Source organism: Parapedobacter composti (genome assembly GCF_900112315.1).
In the GTDB taxonomy this organism is placed as follows: Bacteria; Bacteroidota; Bacteroidia; order Sphingobacteriales; family Sphingobacteriaceae; genus Parapedobacter; species Parapedobacter composti.
This window is the reverse complement of record NZ_FOLL01000003.1, coordinates 99,012-119,195: the sequence shown is the minus strand read 5'-3', so window position 1 is coordinate 119,195 and position 20,184 is coordinate 99,012. Positions and strand designations below refer to the sequence as shown.

The window sequence follows — 20,184 nt, the reverse complement described above, 5'->3', positions numbered from 1 at the left end:
GCTTCCATTAAATCCGTAGCTTTGTAATCTATGAGCAATATTATCCCCCCTGAACTTGTTCGCCGACTGGGTACGTTCGCCGGATTTGATACCGCCGCCTTTGAAACTGCCCACAGGCAGGAAGAAGGCGTCACCTCCATCCGTATAAACCCAGCGAAAAACCAAGGGCCGGACACAACGGCCCTTGAGCACGTACCGTGGTGCGATACCGGCTTTTACTTGCCGGAGCGCCCGGTGTTTACGCTGGATCCGCTCTTCCATGCCGGCTGTTACTACGTGCAGGAAGCCTCTTCGATGTTCATCGCCCATGCGGTCAAAGCACTGGCGCTGGACGGACAACCGTTGGTGGCACTCGACCTGTGTGCCGCGCCGGGGGGTAAAAGCACCTTGCTCAGCACTTACCTACATGCCGACAGCCTGCTTATTGCCAATGAACTTATTAAAAGCCGCGTAAACATTTTGGTGGACAACATGGTGCGTTGGGGGCATGCCAACACCGTCGTTACCAATAACGACCCGTCTGCTTTCCGCCATCTGCCGGGCTATGTCGACCTTATGCTGGTGGATGCCCCCTGCTCCGGCTCAGGGATGTTCCGCAAGGATGCCGCGTCGATCAATGAGTGGTCGGAAGCCGCCGTGCAGCTATGCAGCGAACGGCAGCGGCGAATTCTGGCCGATAGCCTTCCGGCCCTCCGCGCGGGAGGATTCCTGCTGTATTCCACCTGTTCATATTCCGTGGAAGAAAATGAGCAGATTGCCGACTGGCTCTGCGAAACGCAGGGGGTGGAACCTGTGGCCATACCCATCGATGCCGACTGGGGAATCGAGCAGACCGCCTCGGATAAACATGCATGCCCCGGGTACCGCTTTTATCCACACAAGCTTCGGGGCGAAGGTTTTTTCCTGGCAGCGTTCCGTAAAACCGCTGACCAGCCATCTTTTGATCGCCATATCAAGGCCGATATCCCACGCCCTCCCAAAGAACTGCAGCGCTGGGTTGCCGACAGCCATCGCTACTTCACCTTTTCCGTGGGCGATGAACTATGCGTGCTGCCCAAAGGCCGGGAAGCCGATCTACGTATCCTGCAACGTGTGCTCTACCTGCGAAACGCGGGCACCCGAGTAGGGCGGCTTGCCAAGGGCGACATCATCCCAAGTCATCACCTGGCCCTGAGCAACGCCCGGCATCAGGGGCTGCCCACAGTCGCGCTCGACAAAGAAATGGCGCTGGAATACCTGCGCAAGGGCAATGTTCCACCGTCGGTCAATACACAGAAGCTCAGCGGCTGGACGCTGGCCACCTACCGGGGGGCGGCACTGGGCTGGATGAAACTGCTGCCTAACCGCATTAACAATTATTATCCCAAAGAGTGGCGGATTGCTACGATGTGATGGGGGTCGGTGGACGGTGATCGGGGGTCGGTGATCGGTGGACGGTGATCGGGGGTTACAGCAAGTCATTGGCGAGGTTGGCCAGCTCACTGCGTTCGCCTTTTTGCAGGGTGATATGGGCATATAGGGGATGGTTCTTCACATTTTCAATCAGGTAGGAGAGGCCGTTGCTTTCCGCATCCAAATATGGGGTGTCAATCTGGTAGATATCGCCCGTAAACACGATCTTAGTGTGCTCGCCTGCCCGGGAAATGATGGTTTTGATTTCATGGGGCGTCAGGTTCTGGGCCTCGTCTACGATAAAGAAAATCTTGGTCAGCGTACGCCCCCGGATAAATGCAAGCGGAGCAATGGCAATTTTCTCCGTTGCGATAAGCTCGTCAATCTTTTCGAGCATTTTATCGTCATCGGCATACTGCTCCTTGATAAACCGGATGTTGTCCCATATCGGAGCCAGAAACGGATCTGTCTTTGATTTGGCATCGCCCGGCAAAAAGCCGATTTCACGGTTGCTCAGCGGGATGACGGGGCGAGTGATGTAAATCTGCCGGTAGCTTTTCCGCTGTTCCAGCGCACTGGCCAACGCAAGCAGCGTTTTTCCGGTGCCGGCATTGCCCTGTATGCTCACCAGACGGATATCGGGATTCAACAGGGCATGGAGCGCAAACGCCTGCTCCGGATTCCGCGGTTTGATACGGAAAACCGGGGCCGTGGGTACCGTGGTCAGTGTATGCGAACGTTTATCGTAAAAAGCATGGACGATACGCCGGTGATGTTTCAGCACATAAAACTGGTTAGCACCCGTGTGATTCAAGGCCAAGCTTTCCGCCGGCGCGGTGTTTTTTTCCCGCAGAGCGTCCATCAGTTCGGCGGGCACATCGCGTTGCGTGGTCTTTCCGGTATAAAGCTCATCCACATTCTTGATTTTGCCCGTCTCGTAATCTTCTGCCAGCAGGTTCAGCGCCTTCGCTTTAAGGCGTAGGCAGATATCTTTTGATACCAGGATAACTTTTTTGTCGGGATTTTCCTCCATCAGCACCAGCGCCGCATTGATAATGTGATGGTCGTATTTCTCGTTCCCGAAGATGCGCACGGCGTCAGCCCGCTGCGGCCTGTCGGAGAGGATCACCCTGAACTTACCGCTGGTACGGCCATTCAGGTGCACCCACTGGTTAATCAGCTTCTTCCGGGCAAGGCCGTCAATCAGCCTGATAAAACTACGCGCTTCGAAATTCCGGGTTTCGTTACCTCCCTTCAGGTTGTCCAATTCTTCCAGTACTTGTATGGGAATAGCCACGTCATGCTCTTGGAAATTGTGGAGCGCATTGTGATCGTATAAGATCACCGACGTGTCCAAAACGAAAATTTTACGGGATGACGCCATGGCATAAAATTACCATTTTTTTCATTCGCTTCAGCCCATATTCACATTTTGGGCATATACCGTTAGTGCCCCTGCAACAACCCATTTCCTTCGGAATTGTGGATAACCTGCTGACGGCCAGGTGTGGAAAAGCCTAACCCAACCCTTGAACATGCCTAAAAACCTTATTCAAATGGCAAATGCGCAACAAATAAACCAACATCTGAAAGTGGAAAACCTGTTAATAAAATATATCATTTTCTACTTGACAAAGAAGGCTTTTGTTACTAACTTAGTATATATCAAGTAATCGTTCTTTCTTTGATTCGTCCCAGTAAGCATCCGCAAATGGAAACATGCCTGAAGGCAGTATTCCGGGATAGCTTTTAAAGCGATGGATTGGCTCCATAGGTATAATACCGAATGGGAGTTGCAGAACTCCCAGAAAGGGTAGGCTCAATCAAAACATCGAAATGGGATTTGGATGCTACCATCCGTCTGCTATGGCAGAAGACGGCAAGCGCCAAATGCATGAAAAAGGCTTTACCTTTATGGTGAAAGCGTTGAACGAATGCCGACAAAGAAACGGACTTGATGCCTTGATTACAACCACGGTTGTAATTAAGGTTAAAGCGGAGATACCAAATCGAAAGAGGCGGATCTCCGTTTTTTTATGGCTGCACGTTACAGCTGCAAATCCGCCCACACCGGATAGTGATCCGACAGCTTTTCTTTGATGATCTGGTAATGATGCACCTTGAAATCCTTGGTTGCCAGTATATAATCTATCTGGAAATTGGGAAAGTCGCCATTATACGTTACGCCCCAGCCCCGGCCTTTTTCCCGGAAGGCATTCTGCAGCCCGGCGGCAACCTTGTTTACCGCATACGATAGCGGCGTGTCGTTAAAGTCGCCCGCAATGATGTATGGCGTGCTGCATTGCTCGCTGTGTTTACGGAGGGCAGCGGCTTGTGCACTTCGTGCCGCGAACGCCTGTTTCAGACGCGACCCGATGCGCCTTGTAGAAGCAGCATCTTTCTCGATGGTCTTGGCCGGGCTCTTAATAAAGTCATAATCCTCTTTCTGGAAACCTATGGAACGCAGGTGCACGTTGTATACCCTGAACCGCTTTCCCCCTTTGTCAATATCAGCATAGATTACCCGGTTCACGCCGTATTCATGGGCGGGCAGGCGACCGGATGCGACGATGGGATAACGCGAAAAAATCGCCATGCCATAGGCCTCATATTCGTTTTGGGCCGTAGGTGAAATCACGTGGTAGCGCGTGCCGACCTTTTCCTCAAACGCTTTGGCCATCTTATGCCGTCCTTTTTTTCGGGTGTAATACTCCTGGATACAGATAACATCCGGTGAAAGGCTGTCCATTAACTGCATGGCCTCCGCCCGGATAGTCAATTCATTATCCTCCTGTTCAAATTCCCGGAAAAAATGCACATTATAGGTAAGCAGGCGGATGTGGCTGGTGTCGGGCGAACCCACAATCCCTTCGGGAACCTTACCGCTAAACCCGATGTGCTTGTTCAGGGTGCCCCAGCCGAGCAGAATGGACAGCAACGAGATGGCAGCAAAGCGTGCATCCCGCAGCAGCCAGTAAACAACAAACAGGAGATTTATAACCAAAAGCGGCAGATAAGCAATGCCGAAAAACGCGATGGGCCAAAACTTCCTGGGATCGATAACCGGAGCCAGGTAGCTAAGGAGCAGCGCGGCAACGACACACACATTCGCCGCCAGGACTACCTTACTGATGAAGCCCAGCCGTTTCATTCGTCCGGATTTCCGTGCCATCAATCAATATTCGTTTTGCCCTTGCTTGCTGGCTTTGAACAGGGTTTCCTTTTCCGCCTTTGTCAGGCTGTCGTAGCCCGATTGGGAAATCTTATCCAATATCCTGTCGATTACTTCCTGATTGGGCACCAGCGGTTCTTCCTGCGGTGTAACTTCGTTGCGGATTACCCGCAACCGGCGCTTCTTACTGCTGCGGCCCAAAATGCGGCTCCAGTCGTGCCCGCTCTGCAGCTGTTTGATGTAAATAAATCCGAACAGTGCTCCGCCGATATGGGCGATGCTTCCTCCGGCGTTCAGGCCTGCAATGGCCAGCACGTCAATGACCAGAAAGGCGAGCGCCAGGTATTTGAGCCGGACATTGCCGAAAAACAGCATCCTGATGGTATAATCCGGCAACAGCGTTGCGGCTGAAAATACGATTGCGCTAACGCTGGCCGAAGAGCCAATCATAGCCGTTCCCGGTGCAGCCGCCCGGAATACCGGCACAAGATTGTAGACCAGCAGAAACAATGCAGCCCCCACCAGGCCACCGGCCAGGTATACGAAAACAAACTGCCTTTTCTTGAGGAAGTCAAGGAAAATCATGCCCAGCCAGAACAGCCAAAGCATATTGAACAGCAGGTGGAACAATCCTTCCTGCGTAAACATATAGGTAACGGCTGTCCACGGTTTATACACCCACTCCATGACTGGGGCGGGAAGATGCAGCCAGCTCAGTGCGTAACCGGACAGCGGCATCGCAGTAATGCCCAGCACGGAGATCAACGAAAGCAGATTTATCCCGATGAACACCAAGATATTGATGGCGATAAATAAGTACAGTGCATTTCCTGAACGGAAAGCTTTATGCCACAAATCGCTCATTAATGACCTTTTCATCGCCATGCCCCCTGTATAAGTTGCTGTTAGCCGTTGCTAATATATGAAAAAAATTTTTGAATCATTTTTCACCTTCTTTGCCGGTGCATTTACCTGCCCCAGGTTTGAAACCACCCCTTTACCAATAATTCGGCCGCCGGATACCCCACAGCTTGATCAGCAAAAACCCGAATAATGCGCCTCCGATATGAGCAAAATGCGCGATAGACGTACCTGCCCTTGACACGCCCAGAAACAGCTCAATGACAATCATCACCGGAATAAAGTACTTCGCTTTAATCGGCACCGGAAAGAAAATCAGCATCAGCGGTGTATTCGGAAACAAGTAACCAAACGCGATGAGCAACCCGTAAATGGCTCCGGATGCACCAACCATGGGCGTATTATAGATGGAAACCAGCTTCCGAAAATCGTCTTGCGACAAGCCGGGGTGGTTTCCCTTCACAACCCCCGCTAACATATCAAACCGCAACCACTGGCTTGCCGCCACCGTTCCCGTAATTTCATATACCTCAATGCCCTGCACGATAAACTGCAGCAGCAACGCGCCCAGTCCGGTAATCAGGTAGAAATTCAGGAACCGCTTGGATCCCAATATCTGCTCCAGCACCGGGCCGAACATAAACAGGGCGAACATATTGAAAAAAATGTGCGTGAACCCACCGTGCATGAACATGTAAGTAATCACCTGCCAGACCTTGAAGAACGGGGAGTCCGGGTAATACACGCCAAACAGGCGGTTTGCCCCCGGGAAAATCAACGCACTGCCCACGAAGCAGATAATATTGATAATCAATAGGTTTTTAACCACGGGCGGCATTCCGGAAAAAGGGGAGGTGTTACTGTACATCTTGCTTTTTATTATTTATTCGTATATAGTAGTTAACGCTCAAACCGCTCAGACAGTTCTTGCAAAGTAAACGTAACGACCACGGGCTTGCCGTTCAGCGACACATTGGGCTGCTCGCAGGCAAACAGGCGATCAATCAATTCGGTCATGTCTTCAGTAGCCAGGGCGATCCCCGGCTTGATGGCAGCATGGCGGGCCAGGCTCCTGGCCAGCTTCTCACGCTTGGGCAGCTTCAGTGCCGCCTGATTGTTCTTGTAATCTTCCAGGAGCTGCTCAAGCACCTGCCGTTCACTGATCCCCGCCGTCAGGTCGGCCGGTATACCTTCCACCACGAACGTGTGTTTGCCGAACTCCCGCACACGGAACCCCAATGCCTGGATATCCGGCAATAGTTCCTCCACCAATTGGAAATCTGCCGCATTAAAGGTTACGGTCTGCGGAAAAAGGCTCTGCTGGCTCGCTCCCTGGCGGCTTTCCAGCTGCTGCAAAAACTGCTCAAACAGGATGCGTTCGTGCGCCGCCTGCTGGTCGATCAGCATGAAGCCCGAGTGTATCTGCGACACAATGTAACGGTTATGCAGCTGGAAAGGTTGTTTGTTTCCCTGCTTGGCTGTCCGTGGCTGTTCATCGGCCCCATTTCCGTGGAGATTCAGCTGCGCAGGTTCCACCTGCTGCGTAATCCGGTAGAGCGTATCCCAGTTCTGCGGGATCCCTTCCGGGCGTTTTTCGCGTTCGGGCACTGTCCGCCCCCCCGCCGCGGGCTTGGGGCTGTCAAACGGATTGAAGTGCGGATTAAACGTGATAGTCGGCGGGGTTATCTCCTCCAGCGGCTTGGGGCTAATCATGTGGCTGAACCCCGTTTCCTGATTGAAGTCCAGCGTGGGGGTAATGTTGTACCGGCCCAGCGAACGCTTCACGGCCGACTGAAGGATAGCATAGATGGCCCGTTCATCTTCATATTTGATCTCCGTTTTCGTTGGATGTACGTTGATATCTATCTTTGCGGGATCAATCTCGATAAACAGCACATAGAGTGGAAAGCTCTCCGGCTGCAGTATGCCCTCATAAGCCTTGATGATCGCATGGTTAAGGTAGGGGTCTTTCACAAAGCGGTTGTTGACAAAGAAAAACTGCTCCCCTCTGGTCTTTTTCGCATATTCGGGTTTGCCGATAAACCCGCTGAGGTTGATGATGGTGGTTTCCTCTTCTACCGGCACCAACCGCTGGTTGTACGCATTACCGAAGAGGTGAACAATGCGCTGCTTCAGGCTTTCTGCCGGTAGCTGGAACAATTCCTGCCCATCACTATGGAGGCCGAAGGCGATGCCGGGGTGGGCCAACGCCAGCCGCTGGAACTCATCGACGATATGCCTCATCTCCACAGCATTGCTTTTCAAAAAGTTACGCCGCGCCGGGATATTGTAAAACAGATTCTTTACGGCGATGCTCGTACCGGCCGGTACGGCGGCCGGCTCCTGCCGTACCACCTCCGATCCCTCGATTTCCACCAGGGTGCCCAGCTCGTCTTCCACGCGCCGGGTTTTAAGTTCCACGTGTGCAATGGCCGCGATGGAAGCCAGCGCTTCCCCCCGGAAACCCATCGTCCGGATAGCAAACAGGTCGTCCGCCTTCCGAATTTTCGACGTGGCATGGCGTTCAAAACACAGCCGGGCATCCGTCACGCTCATGCCACAGCCGTTGTCGATGACCTGGAGCAATGATTTCCCGCCGTCCCTTACGATCAGCCTTATCCTGTCGGCCCCCGCGTCTATCGCATTTTCAATCAATTCCTTCACCGCCGATGCCGGGCGCTGTACCACCTCTCCCGCGGCAATCTGGTTGGCCACGGCATCCGGCAGCAGTTGGATAATGTCTGACATACGTCTGCGAAGTTACGAAATCATCCCCACACCGGGCATTTCCAGAGCAAGGAAACGGCCGGTCTGGCTGTTGGTGCATTTTACCAGATCTTCCGGCGTGCCGCTGAACAGAATTTCCCCTCCGCCGGCGCCACCTTCAGGACCCAGGTCTATTACCCAGTCGGCCACCTTAATGACGTCGAGGTTATGTTCAATCACCAGCACGGTATTCCCCCGATCTACCAGCCGGTTAAGCACCCCCAGCAATACATTCACATCCTCAAAATGAAGGCCCGTGGTGGGCTCATCCAGGATGTAGAACGTCTTGCCCGTATCCTTTTTGGAAAGTTCCGTGGCCAGTTTCACCCGCTGTGCTTCGCCGCCCGATAACGTTACGGACGACTGTCCCAGCGTGAGGTATCCCAGCCCCACGTCTTGCAGGGTTTTTATCTTGCGGTAAATGGCGGGGATATTCTCAAAGAAGGTTACGGCATCATCGATACGCATGTCCAGCACGTCGCTAATCGATTTGCCCCGGTAACGCACTTCCAGCGTTTCTCGGTTGTACCGCTTGCCATTGCACGTTTCGCACGGTACCTGCACATCCGGCAGGAAGTTCATCTCAATAACTTTCATTCCCGCGCCCTGGCAGGTCTCGCAGCGCCCGCCTTTCACGTTGAAAGAAAACCGGCCGGGCTTATATCCCCGGATTTTGGACTCCGGCAGCTGCACAAACAGTGCACGTATATCCGAAAACACCCCTGTATAGGTCGACGGGTTAGACCGGGGCGTGCGGCCGATGGGGCTTTGATCGATTTCGATAACCTTGTCGATATGCTCCAGCCCCGTTATCTTCCTGTAAGGGAGCGGCTGCTTCCTGGCGCGGAAGAAATGGTGGTTCAGTATCGGGTAGAGGGTTTCGGTAATCAGGCTGGACTTGCCACTGCCCGACACGCCGGTAACCAGAATCAGTTTACCCAACGGAAGTTCCGCCGTCACGTTACGCAAGTTGTTGCCCGAAGCCCCTTCCAGGCGCAACACGTGGCCGTTGCCCTCGCGCCGCTTTTCCGGCACGCGGATTTCCTTAGTGCCGTTGAGGTACGCCGCCGTCAACGTGTCGGCCTGCCTCAACTCTTCCGGCCGGCCCTGCGCCACCACCAGACCGCCATGGGCACCTGCCGCAGGCCCCATGTCAATCACATAATCGGCATGGAGAATCATATCCTTGTCATGCTCTACCACCAATACCGAATTGCCGATATCGCGGAGGTTCTTGAGTGCATGTATCAAGCGTTCATTGTCGCGCTGGTGCAGCCCAATGCTGGGCTCATCCAGGATATATAGCACGTTAACCAGCTGTGATCCAATCTGTGTGGCCAAGCGGATGCGCTGTGCCTCGCCTCCGGAGAGCGTCTTGGCGGTGCGATCCAGCGTCAGGTAATTGAGGCCCACGTCGAGGAGAAAGCCCAAGCGAGCCCGGATTTCCTTCAGGATTTCCGTGGCGATGACGTTCTGTCGTTCATCCAGCCGTTGTTCGATGCCTTCAAACCAGGCAGCCAGCGCGGAAATGTCCATCACCGACAACTCATGGATGTTTTTTCCGTCTATTTTGAAGTGGAGCGATTCCCGCTTGAGGCGGGCGCCCCCGCAAGCCGGACATACCCGCTGCGTCCGGTATTCATCGAGGCCCGGCCCGCCAAGCCGCTCACTTTGGTCTTCCAGCATCTTGAACAACCCTTCAAACGTAATCCGGTAATCCTTCGTATTCCAGCTGCTGTACGTCACAGGCACCACCACTTCCTCTTCCGCACCGTTCAGCAGAATATCCAGTTGCTTCTCCGTAAGCTTCTCGATGGGGGAGGAGAGCGAAAAATCAAATTTCTTGGCCACCGCCTTCAGCACCTGGAAGTTCCAGGTATCCCGGTATTCGCCCAGCGGCGCCAATCCGCCCTTCATGATGCTCAGGCGGGGGTCGGGAATCACCACGTGGCGGTCAATCTCGTACACATAGCCCAGTCCGTCGCACTGCTCACAGGCCCCATAGGGCGAGTTGAATGAAAACGTGTTGGGCTGGGGTTCGTCGTAGGAGATACCCGATTCGGCATCCATCAGGTAGCGGCTGTAGAAATACTCCCGGTTGTCGCGGTCGCTTATCTTGATGATGCCTTTGGCCGCCTTCATTGCCTGCATCACCGACGCGTAGAGCCGTTTACGGTCTTTTTCCGACACCATGAGCCGATCAACAACCATCTCGATGTCGTGGATTTTGTACCTATCCACCTGCATCTTAGGCACCAGGTCCAGCAGTTCCCCGTCTACCCGCACCTTCACATAGCCCTGTTTACGGATTTGCTCAAATAGTTCGCGATAATGGCCCTTGCGTCCCTTCACCACCGGGGCCAGCACGTTGATGGCCTGCCCGTCGAACTGCCGGATGATGCGGTCGACCACCTGTTCTTCCGACATGCGTTCCATCTTTTTGCCCGTCACATACGAATATGCCTCTCCTGCCCGCGCATAGAGCAGGCGAAGGAAGTCGTAGATCTCCGTAATGGTGCCCACGGTAGAGCGTGGGTTCTTGCTTGTGGTTTTCTGTTCAATGGAGATGACCGGGCTAAGCCCCGAAATTTTATCCACATCGGGCCGTTCCATGCCTCCCAGAAACTGGCGGCTATAGGCACTGAACGTTTCCATATAGCGGCGCTGTCCCTCGGCATAGATGGTATCGAAGGCCAACGACGATTTGCCGCTGCCGCTCAGCCCGGTGATGACCACCAGTTCATTCCGGGGAAAACTTACGTCAATATCTCTGAGGTTGTGTACACGCGCGCCGAACACCTGTACCTGCCCGCCCTCGCGGGATTCGCCCGGATCGGGCGTTTTGAGCTTCGTCATTTACGATATAATAATAACCTGCGGTAAAGGCAAAAATACTAAAAATATTCGACAAAAAAACGCCCGGCAATCGGTTGCCGGGCGTTTTTATATCGTTAAATCATTCGGTGTTAAGCCACCGGCGGAACTTCAGCTTCCTGTACCAGCCCTTCATCCACCAATACACGTCCGCAATGTTCGCATACGATGATTTTTTTCCGCTGGCGGATTTCCAGCTGCATCTGGGGCGGAATTTTATTATGGCAGCCCGAGCAGCTATCGCGATCGATGGAAACCACGGCCAAGCCGTTCTTATAAGACGTCCGCAGCCTGCGGTATACCCTGATCAGCCGTTCTTCGATATCCTGTTCTGCTTCGTCGGTCTGCTTGAGCAGCTCGTCTTCTTCTTTCTGCGTTTCAGCGGTGATGGTGTCCAGCTCACCCTTCTTCACTTCAAGATCCTTTCTTGCGGTCTCCAGCGCTTCCTGAGTGCTCTCGTATACATCGGTCTTGTTACGGATCTCGAACTCAAACTCCCGGATTTTCTTTTCGCTTACCTGGATATCCAGCCCCTGGATTTCAATCTCCTTGGTGATGGCATCATATTCCCGGTTGTTCTTTACCTCGTTAAGCTGCCCCTCATATTTTTTGATTGCGGCCTGCGCATCCTTAATCATGTTGCGGCGGGTGACGATAGCATCCTCCAGTTCGTCCAGTTCGCTGCGGATCTTCTCGATGCGGGTTTCCAACCCGGCGATTTCATCCTCCAGGTCGCTCACCTCCATCGGCAGCTCGCCTCTTATCTGGCGAATCCGGTCTATCTTCGTGTGTATGGTCTGCAGCCGCCAAAGGGCTCTCAGCTTTTGTTCTACCGTCTGTTCCATTTAACTGTAGTATTTTATTGGGTTTGTGTCTATTCCCGTCAAACGGACTGCAAAGGTAGGAAATTTTTTCTGAATAATCTCCAACAATAATTGCTGCGTAAACTGTTCGCTTTCAAAATGTCCCACATCCGCAATCACTATTTTTCCTTCCGCATCAAAAAACTCATGGTACTTATAATCGGCCGTCACGAACACATCCGCTCCCGAGCGGATAGCCTGCCCCAGCAGGAAGCCGCCCGCCCCGCCGCACACCGCCACACGGGCCACCTCCCGGCCGCGGAATGCAGTATGCCGGATAACGCGGGCACCCAGCCGTTCCTTCAGCAGCCGCAGAAAATCCGTTTCGGCCATCGGCGTTTCCAACTGTCCGATAAGGCCGCTGCCCACCTGCGCATACGGGTTCTGGAGCCGGAAGATGTCATACGCCACTTCCTCATACGGGTGCGCCTCAAAAAGCCCCAGCAACACTGCCCGTTCGTGCGCCGCCGGATAAACCACCTCAACGCGTACTTCCGGTTCGCGGTGCCGTTCTCCGCGGCTGCCCACAAAGGGGTTCGCGCCGTCGCCCGCCCGGAACGTGCCGAAGCCCTGCACGTTGAAGCTGCATTCATCGTAATTGCCGATATGGCCCGCGCCCGCCGCAAACAGCGCATCGCGCACCTGTTCGGCATGGCTTTCCGGCACAAAGACCACCAGCTTATTCAGCAGGCCCTCCTTGGGGCTCAGGATGGCCGTATGTTGCAGGCCCAGCCGCTCGGCAATCTTGCCGTTCACGCCCCCCATCACATTATCGAGGTTGGTATGGATGGCATACAGCGCGATATCGTGCTTGATGGCCTTCATCACCACACGCTCCACATAGGTATTGCCATTGAAGCGCTTCAGGCCCTTAAACACGATGGGGTGGTGCGAGACAATCACATCGCACCCCAGGGCGATCGCCTCATCCACTACCGCCTCCGTACAGTCGAGCGAAATCAGCGCCCGGTGTACCTCGCGGCTTGGGTCGCCCACCAGCAGGCCCGAATTATCATAAGATTCCTGGTAGGCCGGGGGAGCCACCGATTCAAGATAAGCCGTCAGTTCCCGGAGCAGCATAATCAATCTGTTTGTTGTTGGCTTCTGAACTTGTTGTGTTCCACCAACAGGTTTCTGAAATTATTAATCTTCACCCAATAAACGATAAAATAGGCCAAGCTTCCCAGGGCGGAGAGGAAGACGATGAATGGCGACAGCGGAATATTGGACGCCAAGAAGAGCCAGGCATACCAGCGGCCGGTAGCCCTGCCGGGGTTTTCCTCCTCCGCGATTTTGCGATCGTAAAACTCGTTGGTAAGCGAGTCGGCCATACGGGAAGCGACTTCGAAATTCCAATAGATATTGAATATCGGGATGATGACCAGCCACGCCATCCGGGGTGTCATCAGCCGGTTCTCGGGGGCAATAAGCAGCAGCGTCTTCCGGATGGTGTTGGCGTAGAATGCCCAGACAACCAGCCTCACCAGCAGCACGGCCACGGCCAGCTGTATCATTTGGGGCGTAATATTTTCGTAATCGATATTCATCCGCAGCTATACTCTTGCTTTCTTTGTGTACGATTCATCGGGCACTAAATTACGGCGATTTGCGCACAAAACCCAATCAGGGGTGCATTTACCTTTGGCATGGGCCATCGCTGCCTGCTGCCCGCAAGCGGGATCGGTGCGCTCCGCTTGCGTCTCGGCAAGGCTTGGGGGCAGCAGGCTTAAAAGAATTCGCTGGGCTTGTACTATCAGCGCGTCATCTCGATATGGAGGATACCCGCGTCCAGATACGGTTCACTGGTTTGCCTAAACCCCAGTTGGCCATAAAACTCCCTGAGGTGATGCTGGGCACTGATTTTTATGGTTTGCAGGCCATACCGTTCGCGTATTGCAGCAATGCTCCGTTGCATAAGCTCCTCACCGAGCCCTTTGCCGCGGAATCCCTTGGGAATAACCACGCGGCCGATACTGACGGCATCCGGATACGAAACCCCATAGGGAATCAGTCTCGTGTATGCCGCCAGCGTGCTGCCATGCCACCCCATCACATGAAACGACACCTGATCTTTGTTGTCCAAATCACTGTACACGCAGGCCTGCTCCAGCACGAAAACTTCCTGCCGCAGCTGGAGAACCTTATAAAGTTCCTGCAACGAAAGTGCCTCAAAAGGCTTAACTTCCCATACCAGCTCCTGTTTATCCATCCATCGGCCCCCCTTGCCATCCCAGCACCCCCTCCATATACGTATCTATCAAGCCCATGTTCAGCATATCATTAATGTAAGCAATATACATGTCCGGCCGGATGAGCACCGTCTTGGTACCCGTCGGCTTTACCGCAAAAATATCAAATACCCGCTGGTTATTGGCAGAAAAAGGCAGGTAATACAAGTGCATCTGCCGCGGATACCGCTGCCGCACCCACTGCCCGATGACGTTCAGTTGATGATGGCTTATGGTGCCCAGCACGAGCAGGATAAACCCCGGCTTTTCACACCAGCGGTGCAGGTCGGTATGCGTCTTGGTTTTTTCGTCAAACACGGCGATGAACGGCAACCTGTCGCCCGCCCGGACACCGCTGTCCGTCGCATGGTGCACGGTCAATGCCGATCTGCGGTAGTGCACATCCAATTGAGCCATCCGGCCGAAAACTTTACGCAGCCGCCCTGTCTTCGCCGCCAAAAAGCCCAAGCCTTTGGCCAGCAGCACCTCCCGCAGCGGCCGCAGCCACCGCGGTACCCCTGTAAGTAGCCTCAGCGCCCTATCGGTCGTTTCACTGACCTCGCGGGCCACCGGCATTCGTTCCAGCTGGTAAGAATGCAGCACCTTGGTCGCCATACGTCCCTGCAGCACCCCCGCCAGCTTCCACGCCAGGTTTGCCGCATCCTGCAACCCCGTATTCATGCCCTGCCCGCCTACAGGCGAGTGCACGTGGGCCGCATCGCCGACCAAAAAGCACCGTTGCCGTGAAAACTGCTCGGCCGTGCGCCGGTGCATGGAAAAACCACTTATCCACAAGCATTGCGTGACCGGAAGCTCAAACCCAAGCGCGCGGTCAACCACCAGCTTGACATCTCCATACGCCAGTTGCCGTTGCTGCGCCAAATCATCCGGAAGTTCACCTACAATCCGGTAACGGCCCTGCCCATTAAACGGGAAAATCCCCAATAACGCCCTTTCCCGCACGAAGAAATGCACGTGGCGGTGATGCCCGTCACGGATAACCACGTCGGCCAAGAAAAACCGCCCGTCATACCTCCTGCCTTCAAACCGTATCCCCAAGCATTCCCGCACCATGCTGCCGGCACCATCCGCACCAATCAGCCAGCGGCAAGCCCACCGTTCGGCAGCCCCTTCATGCTCCAGCACAACCTGCACCCCATTATCATCCTGGCGGAGCGAGACCAAACGCGTTTCCCAATCAACCGGACAAGCCTTCTCGGTAAGTCTGGCCAGCAGCAGCTTTTCCGTCCGATCTTGGCCCACGATATGCAAAAAAGGGAACGCCGTGTCCGGGTTTTCCATCCGGGCGAAATCCACCTTTCCCAGGGGCCGCCGCTGTCCCTGCACCTGTATGCCATAACACGGCATCCCCGCCTCCAGCAGCCGGTCGGCCAGGCCCATCTGCCGGAACAGCTCCAACGAGCGAGCCTGCACCGCAATGGCCTTCGACGCCCTGTCGGGCCCCCGCTTCGCATCAATGATTTTCGGTTGCACGCCGAAGCGGAGCAATTGCGCCGCCATCATCAGGCCCGAAGGTCCGGCGCCCACGATGAGCACATCCCTATGTTTGGTAGACTCCACGGCATCAGAAGATAAGGAACACCGCCGGCTTTTTGTGGAAATCATACTGACCCGTTTTCCATTGGCGCAAGGGCATGCAGATGATCCGCTCATCGGCTGCCGTCAGGTTGCAAGCCACGCACAAGCGTGTCTGCGGGCTGCCCACGCGCACAATTTCGGCCAGCAGCTGATTATTGCGGAACGGCGTTTCAATGAAAACCTGTGTCTGCTTCTCGCGTTGGGCCACCTGTTCCAGCAACTTAATCTTCTTGGCCCTTGCGCCCTTATCTATAGGCAGGTAGCCGTGGAAGGCAAAACTCTGGCCATTGAAACCCGAGGCCATCAGCGCCAGTAGGATGGCGCTCGGCCCCACCAGCGGCACCACGCGGATACCCCTGCGGTGGGCCTCAGCCACAATCGCTGCCCCCGGGTCTGCCACCCCCGGGCATCCCGCCTCACTCATGAGGCCCACGTCCTTGCCCGCCAGCAAGCCCGCGAAAAACCCCGCCATGTCGGTCGTGTCACGCACGTGTTTGCCGTAATCGTGCAAAACCAGCTCTCCCTGAGGCCGTTGAAGTCCCGCCAGTTTCAGGAATTTCCGCGCGGTTTTTTCGTTTTCCACAATATACTCGTCAATCGTGTTGATCACCTGCGTGAGGTAGGGCGTATAGGAAGCCTGAGCGGCATCATCCGCCAATGGCACCGGAAGGAGGTACAGTGTTCCGTAGGGCATGCACAAAGGTAGGAAATTATTGCGGTTCGGTTCGGGGGTTACCTACCTGTGGGAGTAGCCACGGCAAGGTCTATTTCTGACATAATAGGAGGTAAAAAAGGAGACCCGCGGTAAATGATCCGAATGAATCGCCCAATCGAAGACAAACGCCTACGAAATGTACCCAGCATTAAAATAGTTGTGCCGCCCGCGATAGCCGTTCTTTAGTGACATCGATCGCTGAGCATGGAAGAACCCGCGTCCGAATGTTGGCCGACCAAAGTCTCCGCGCCAATAAAAGCCCGGCATTTCAGGGCGGAGGATTTCGTTTATTGAAACACATTTACTAATTTGGCCGGAAATTAGGACGCAAACATGGCTACGCAAATTACCGATGGCGTAAAGGTTTCTGTCGAAACGGTGTACCAGCCGGAATACTCGAATCCGGAAAATGAGCATTACATGTTTGCATACCGAATCACCATTGAAAATCTGGGCGATTACAGCGTGCAGTTGCTGCGCAGGCATTGGTATATCTTCGACTCCAACGGCACCCGCCGGGAGGTGGAAGGGGAAGGGGTAGTCGGCCAGCAACCCGTCATCGAGCCGGGCGAACAGCATGAGTACGTCTCGGGCTGCAACCTCAAGAGTGACATGGGTACAATGAAGGGCAGTTACCAGATGCTGCGCGAGTTTGATGGCTATATCTTTGAGGTGGAAATCCCCAAGTTTGACTTGATTGCTCCCCACCGCCTGAATTAGCTTTGTTTTTTTTGTCGATGCGTTCATGGCTGCCGGCCTCGGCTTCGGGCCAGATGCTGGTATTGAGAGGCGCTCCTATCCGGTAGGGTATAGCACCCCGTAGTAACCCTTTTCTGCAGTTATCTGATACAGTATTTGGAATAACCCAAAACAACACCAATACAAGTTCAGCGATTCTACGTATGTTTTTGCATAAATTATCGTATTCTCATCGTATTTATACGATAGAAATACGATGAAGATACGATAGAAATACGATAAATTGTTAAAGATATATAGGCGTTATATTAGTTTTATTCTGTTTTTGTTCTCCAAAGCTCCACAACGGCTACGCGACCGATTTAAAGCGGGGTATTATTAAACGGCGCATGAACAGGTCATCAATAATGAACCAATATATTTTCCGTATTTTTGCACAAATAAAATGGCAGTGAAGAAATCGGCTATCATATTCGGAGCCACCGGATTAATCGGTGGGCACCTCCTCCGGGAACTGCTGGACAACCCGGAGTACGGGAAGGTCATCGCTGTAGTACGGCGGGAGATGGATGTTAGGCATGCGAAACTCATTCAGTTAGTGGCTGATTTACAGTCGGTTGAAAACATAAAAGATCAGCTTGTAGCGGATGATGTGTTTTGCTGTCTGGGTACGACGAGGAAGAAAACGCCCGACTTGAAGGACTATTACCGTATTGATCACGACTATCCGGTGAATGCGGCAAGGCTTACCAAAGCCAATGGTGCCAAGGCTTTCTTCCTGGTCTCGGCCGTCGGTGCCGATGCGGATTCGGGCAACTTTTACTTGCGGATGAAAGGCCAAACCGAACGCGATGTCGTGGCCGTGGGAATGGAGCGCACGCACATCTTCCGTCCGTCGCTGCTTAGGGGCGAACGGTCTGAAAAGCGTTGGGCAGAATCCTTCGCCAAGGGTGTTTTCACTGTGGTTGATGCATTGTTAGTCGGTGGATTAGCCAACTACCGGAGCGTTCCGGCCGCATGGGTGGCCAGGGCGATGAACCGGGCGGCCGGGCAGACCAAGGGGGGTGTACGGGTATATTATTGGAAGGATATCAAGCAACTGGTGTGAGTATTTTATCAACTGAACAATTGGGCCATAGCTACCACGACCGGTGGTTATTCAGAAACCTGCACTTCGGCTTGCAGAAAGGCGAACGGGTGGCGCTTGTGGGTGTCAATGGAACGGGGAAGTCGTCCTTGCTACGCATTTTGGCGGGGGAGCTGGATCCGCTGGAAGGCACTGTCGTGCGCGAACGGGGAATACGCATCGGATTCCTTCCGCAGGACCCTACGTTCCATGAATACGCAACGGTCAATGATTTCATTTATCATGCCGATAATGAACAGCAACGGCTTATCCGGGCCTACGAAGAGTTGCTGGCCGAACCGGATGCCGATACGGCACGGTTATCGGCGCTGACCGAACAGCTCAGTGCGTTGAATGCCTGGGAATATGAACACCACATCAAAAGCATCCTTACACGCCTGCAGATAACCGACTTTTCCCAAGCCATTGCTAACTTGTCCGGCGGACAGCGAAAACGCCTCGCCTTGGCTAAGCTGCTGATTGACGAACCGGATGTCTATATCCTCGATGAGCCGACAAACCACCTGGATATCGAAACCATCGAGTGGTTGGAGAAGCTGCTCACAGGAGGGCAGAAGACCGTATTGCTGGTAACGCACGATCGGTACTTTCTGGATGCGGTATGTACCCAGATACGCGAACTGGATCATGGAAAGTTAACCACCTATATGGGAAACTATGGTTATTACCTGGAACGGAAAACCGAAGCAGAAGCAATAGCTGGGGTTGAGCTTGAACGGAACCGGAACCTCCTACGGAAGGAACTGGAATGGATGCGCAGGCAACCGCAGGCCCGGGGAACGAAGTCGAAAGCCCGCATCGATGCGTTTTATGATCTGGAGGAAAAAACCAAAGGGTACCAGGCAAACCAAACGGTGCAGCTCAGCGTCAAAGTGAGCCGTCAGGGCAGCAAAATCCTGGAAATTGACCAGGTATTTAAAGGCTATCACGGGCGCCAGCTTATCAACGGCTTCTCGTATGTATTCAAAAAAGGAGATCGCATCGGGCTTGCCGGACGCAACGGTACCGGAAAATCGACGTTTCTGAACCTGATAACCGGTTCCGAACAACCCGATAAGGGTACCATCACGGCAGGGGAAACCACCGTATTCGGCTATAACCGGCAGGGCGGATTAGCATTACAGGGCAGTGAGCGTGTTATTGATGTGGTTAAAGACGTAGCGGAATACATCCAGATGGCCAACGGGGATTCGCTATCGGCATCCCAACTGCTTACGCAGTTTCTGTTTCCGCCCGAGAAACAGTTCGGGTTGGTAGACAAACTGAGCGGTGGCGAACGCAAGCGCCTTCAGCTGATGCGCGTCTTGATGCAGAACCCGAACTTTCTGATTCTGGACGAGCCGGCCAATGATTTGGACATCGATACCCTAAATGTGCTGGAAGCCTTTCTGGCGAATTACAGCGGTGTACTGATATTGGTTTCACACGATCGGTATTTACTCGACCGACTTACCGATCAGCTTTTTATTTTCGATGGAAGCGGAACCATAACCGTATACAACGGTAACTACGCCGCCTACAAACAAGAGCAGGAAGAAAAACAAAGTAAAGAAAAACCTGCCGAGCGTCAGAAAGCACCGGTTAAACCAGTAGCGGAGAAAAAAAACAAACTCAGCTATAAAGAACTCCAAGAATACGAAACCTTGGACAGGGAAATACCCCAACTCGAACAACGCATACAGGAATGCACCGAAGCCCTCTCCACTACCACCGACCAGATGGAGCTGGCTAAAATAGCTTCAGATATCAGTAAATTAAACGACGAACTCGATCGTAAAACAGAACGCTGGATGGAATTAAGCGAATTCGCTTAAACGTTCCACGTGGAACGTAGTATCGAATCTACGTGTTCCACGTGGAACATATTA

Annotated in this window: 16 protein-coding genes; 4 read left to right on the top strand and 12 right to left on the bottom strand. The window is 53.7% G+C overall.

Features of this window, described 5'->3' with window-relative positions:
• The first annotated feature begins 30 nt into the window (after window positions 1–30).
• Complete coding sequence (locus BM030_RS05260) at window positions 31–1,392, top strand: methyltransferase RsmF C-terminal domain-like protein (RefSeq protein ID WP_090971903.1); 1,362 nt, start codon at window positions 31–33, stop codon at window positions 1,390–1,392.
• A gap of 55 nt (window positions 1,393–1,447) precedes the next feature.
• On the opposite strand, the gene BM030_RS05255 is transcribed toward BM030_RS05260, so the two are convergent.
• From BM030_RS05255 to BM030_RS05200, 12 genes are all read right to left on the bottom strand, one after another.
• Window positions 1,448–2,776, bottom strand: a complete 1,329-nt coding sequence (locus tag BM030_RS05255; RefSeq protein WP_090971901.1) for a PhoH family protein — start codon at window positions 2,774–2,776, stop codon at window positions 1,448–1,450.
• Window positions 2,777–3,439: 663 nt separating this feature from the next.
• Window positions 3,440–4,564: an endonuclease/exonuclease/phosphatase family protein gene (locus tag BM030_RS05250; protein WP_090971899.1), complete on the bottom strand. Its 1,125-nt coding sequence runs from the start codon at window positions 4,562–4,564 to the stop codon at window positions 3,440–3,442.
• A gap of 3 nt (window positions 4,565–4,567) precedes the next feature.
• Window positions 4,568–5,443, bottom strand: coding sequence for a rhomboid family intramembrane serine protease (locus tag BM030_RS05245; protein WP_090972225.1), 876 nt, complete (start codon window positions 5,441–5,443; stop codon window positions 4,568–4,570).
• Between the two features lie 118 nt (window positions 5,444–5,561).
• Window positions 5,562–6,293 carry a rhomboid family intramembrane serine protease gene (locus BM030_RS05240; RefSeq protein WP_090971897.1) on the bottom strand — a complete coding sequence of 244 codons (732 nt, stop codon included), beginning with the start codon at window positions 6,291–6,293 and terminating at the stop codon, window positions 5,562–5,564.
• Between the two features lie 32 nt (window positions 6,294–6,325).
• Entirely contained in the window at window positions 6,326–8,173 is a 1,848-nt protein-coding gene (gene mutL / locus BM030_RS05235) for a DNA mismatch repair endonuclease MutL (protein WP_090971895.1), read from the bottom strand.
• A 12-nt stretch (window positions 8,174–8,185) separates the two neighbouring features.
• The gene (gene uvrA, locus BM030_RS05230; protein ID WP_090971893.1) at window positions 8,186–11,047 is read right to left on the bottom strand and encodes an excinuclease ABC subunit UvrA; all 2,862 of its coding nucleotides are present in this window, start codon (window positions 11,045–11,047) and stop codon (window positions 8,186–8,188) included.
• A gap of 110 nt (window positions 11,048–11,157) precedes the next feature.
• Window positions 11,158–11,910 (bottom strand): zinc ribbon domain-containing protein, encoded by a 753-nt coding sequence (locus BM030_RS05225; protein WP_090971891.1) that lies wholly within the window; start codon window positions 11,908–11,910, stop codon window positions 11,158–11,160.
• The gene (locus BM030_RS05220) at window positions 11,911–13,008 is read right to left on the bottom strand and encodes a Nif3-like dinuclear metal center hexameric protein (RefSeq protein ID WP_090971888.1); all 1,098 of its coding nucleotides are present in this window, start codon (window positions 13,006–13,008) and stop codon (window positions 11,911–11,913) included.
• A gap of 2 nt (window positions 13,009–13,010) precedes the next feature.
• Window positions 13,011–13,475: a hypothetical protein gene (locus tag BM030_RS05215; RefSeq protein WP_090971886.1), complete on the bottom strand. Its 465-nt coding sequence runs from the start codon at window positions 13,473–13,475 to the stop codon at window positions 13,011–13,013.
• A 206-nt stretch (window positions 13,476–13,681) separates the two neighbouring features.
• Complete coding sequence (locus tag BM030_RS05210; protein ID WP_211657535.1) at window positions 13,682–14,137, bottom strand: GNAT family N-acetyltransferase; 456 nt, start codon at window positions 14,135–14,137, stop codon at window positions 13,682–13,684.
• Complete coding sequence (locus BM030_RS05205; RefSeq protein ID WP_170845636.1) at window positions 14,130–15,782, bottom strand: FAD-dependent monooxygenase; 1,653 nt, start codon at window positions 15,780–15,782, stop codon at window positions 14,130–14,132. Before BM030_RS05205 ends, BM030_RS05210 begins: the two co-directional genes overlap by 8 nt.
• The gene (locus BM030_RS05200) at window positions 15,742–16,449 is read right to left on the bottom strand and encodes an SAM-dependent methyltransferase (RefSeq protein ID WP_090971882.1); all 708 of its coding nucleotides are present in this window, start codon (window positions 16,447–16,449) and stop codon (window positions 15,742–15,744) included. The genes BM030_RS05205 and BM030_RS05200 overlap by 41 nt, the downstream gene beginning before the upstream one ends.
• Before the next feature lie 354 nt (window positions 16,450–16,803).
• Here BM030_RS05200 and apaG point away from each other — a divergent pair, with 354 nt between their 5' ends.
• The 3 genes from apaG to BM030_RS05185 all read left to right on the top strand — a co-directional run bounded on the left by apaG (window position 16,804) and on the right by BM030_RS05185 (window position 20,130).
• Complete coding sequence (gene apaG / locus BM030_RS05195) at window positions 16,804–17,190, top strand: Co2+/Mg2+ efflux protein ApaG (RefSeq protein ID WP_090971880.1); 387 nt, start codon at window positions 16,804–16,806, stop codon at window positions 17,188–17,190.
• Between the two features lie 424 nt (window positions 17,191–17,614).
• Complete coding sequence (locus tag BM030_RS05190; protein WP_090971878.1) at window positions 17,615–18,277, top strand: oxidoreductase; 663 nt, start codon at window positions 17,615–17,617, stop codon at window positions 18,275–18,277.
• The gene (locus BM030_RS05185) at window positions 18,274–20,130 is read left to right on the top strand and encodes an ABC-F family ATP-binding cassette domain-containing protein (protein ID WP_090971875.1); all 1,857 of its coding nucleotides are present in this window, start codon (window positions 18,274–18,276) and stop codon (window positions 20,128–20,130) included. The genes BM030_RS05190 and BM030_RS05185 overlap by 4 nt, the downstream gene beginning before the upstream one ends.
• The last annotated feature ends 54 nt before the right edge of the window (window positions 20,131–20,184 follow it).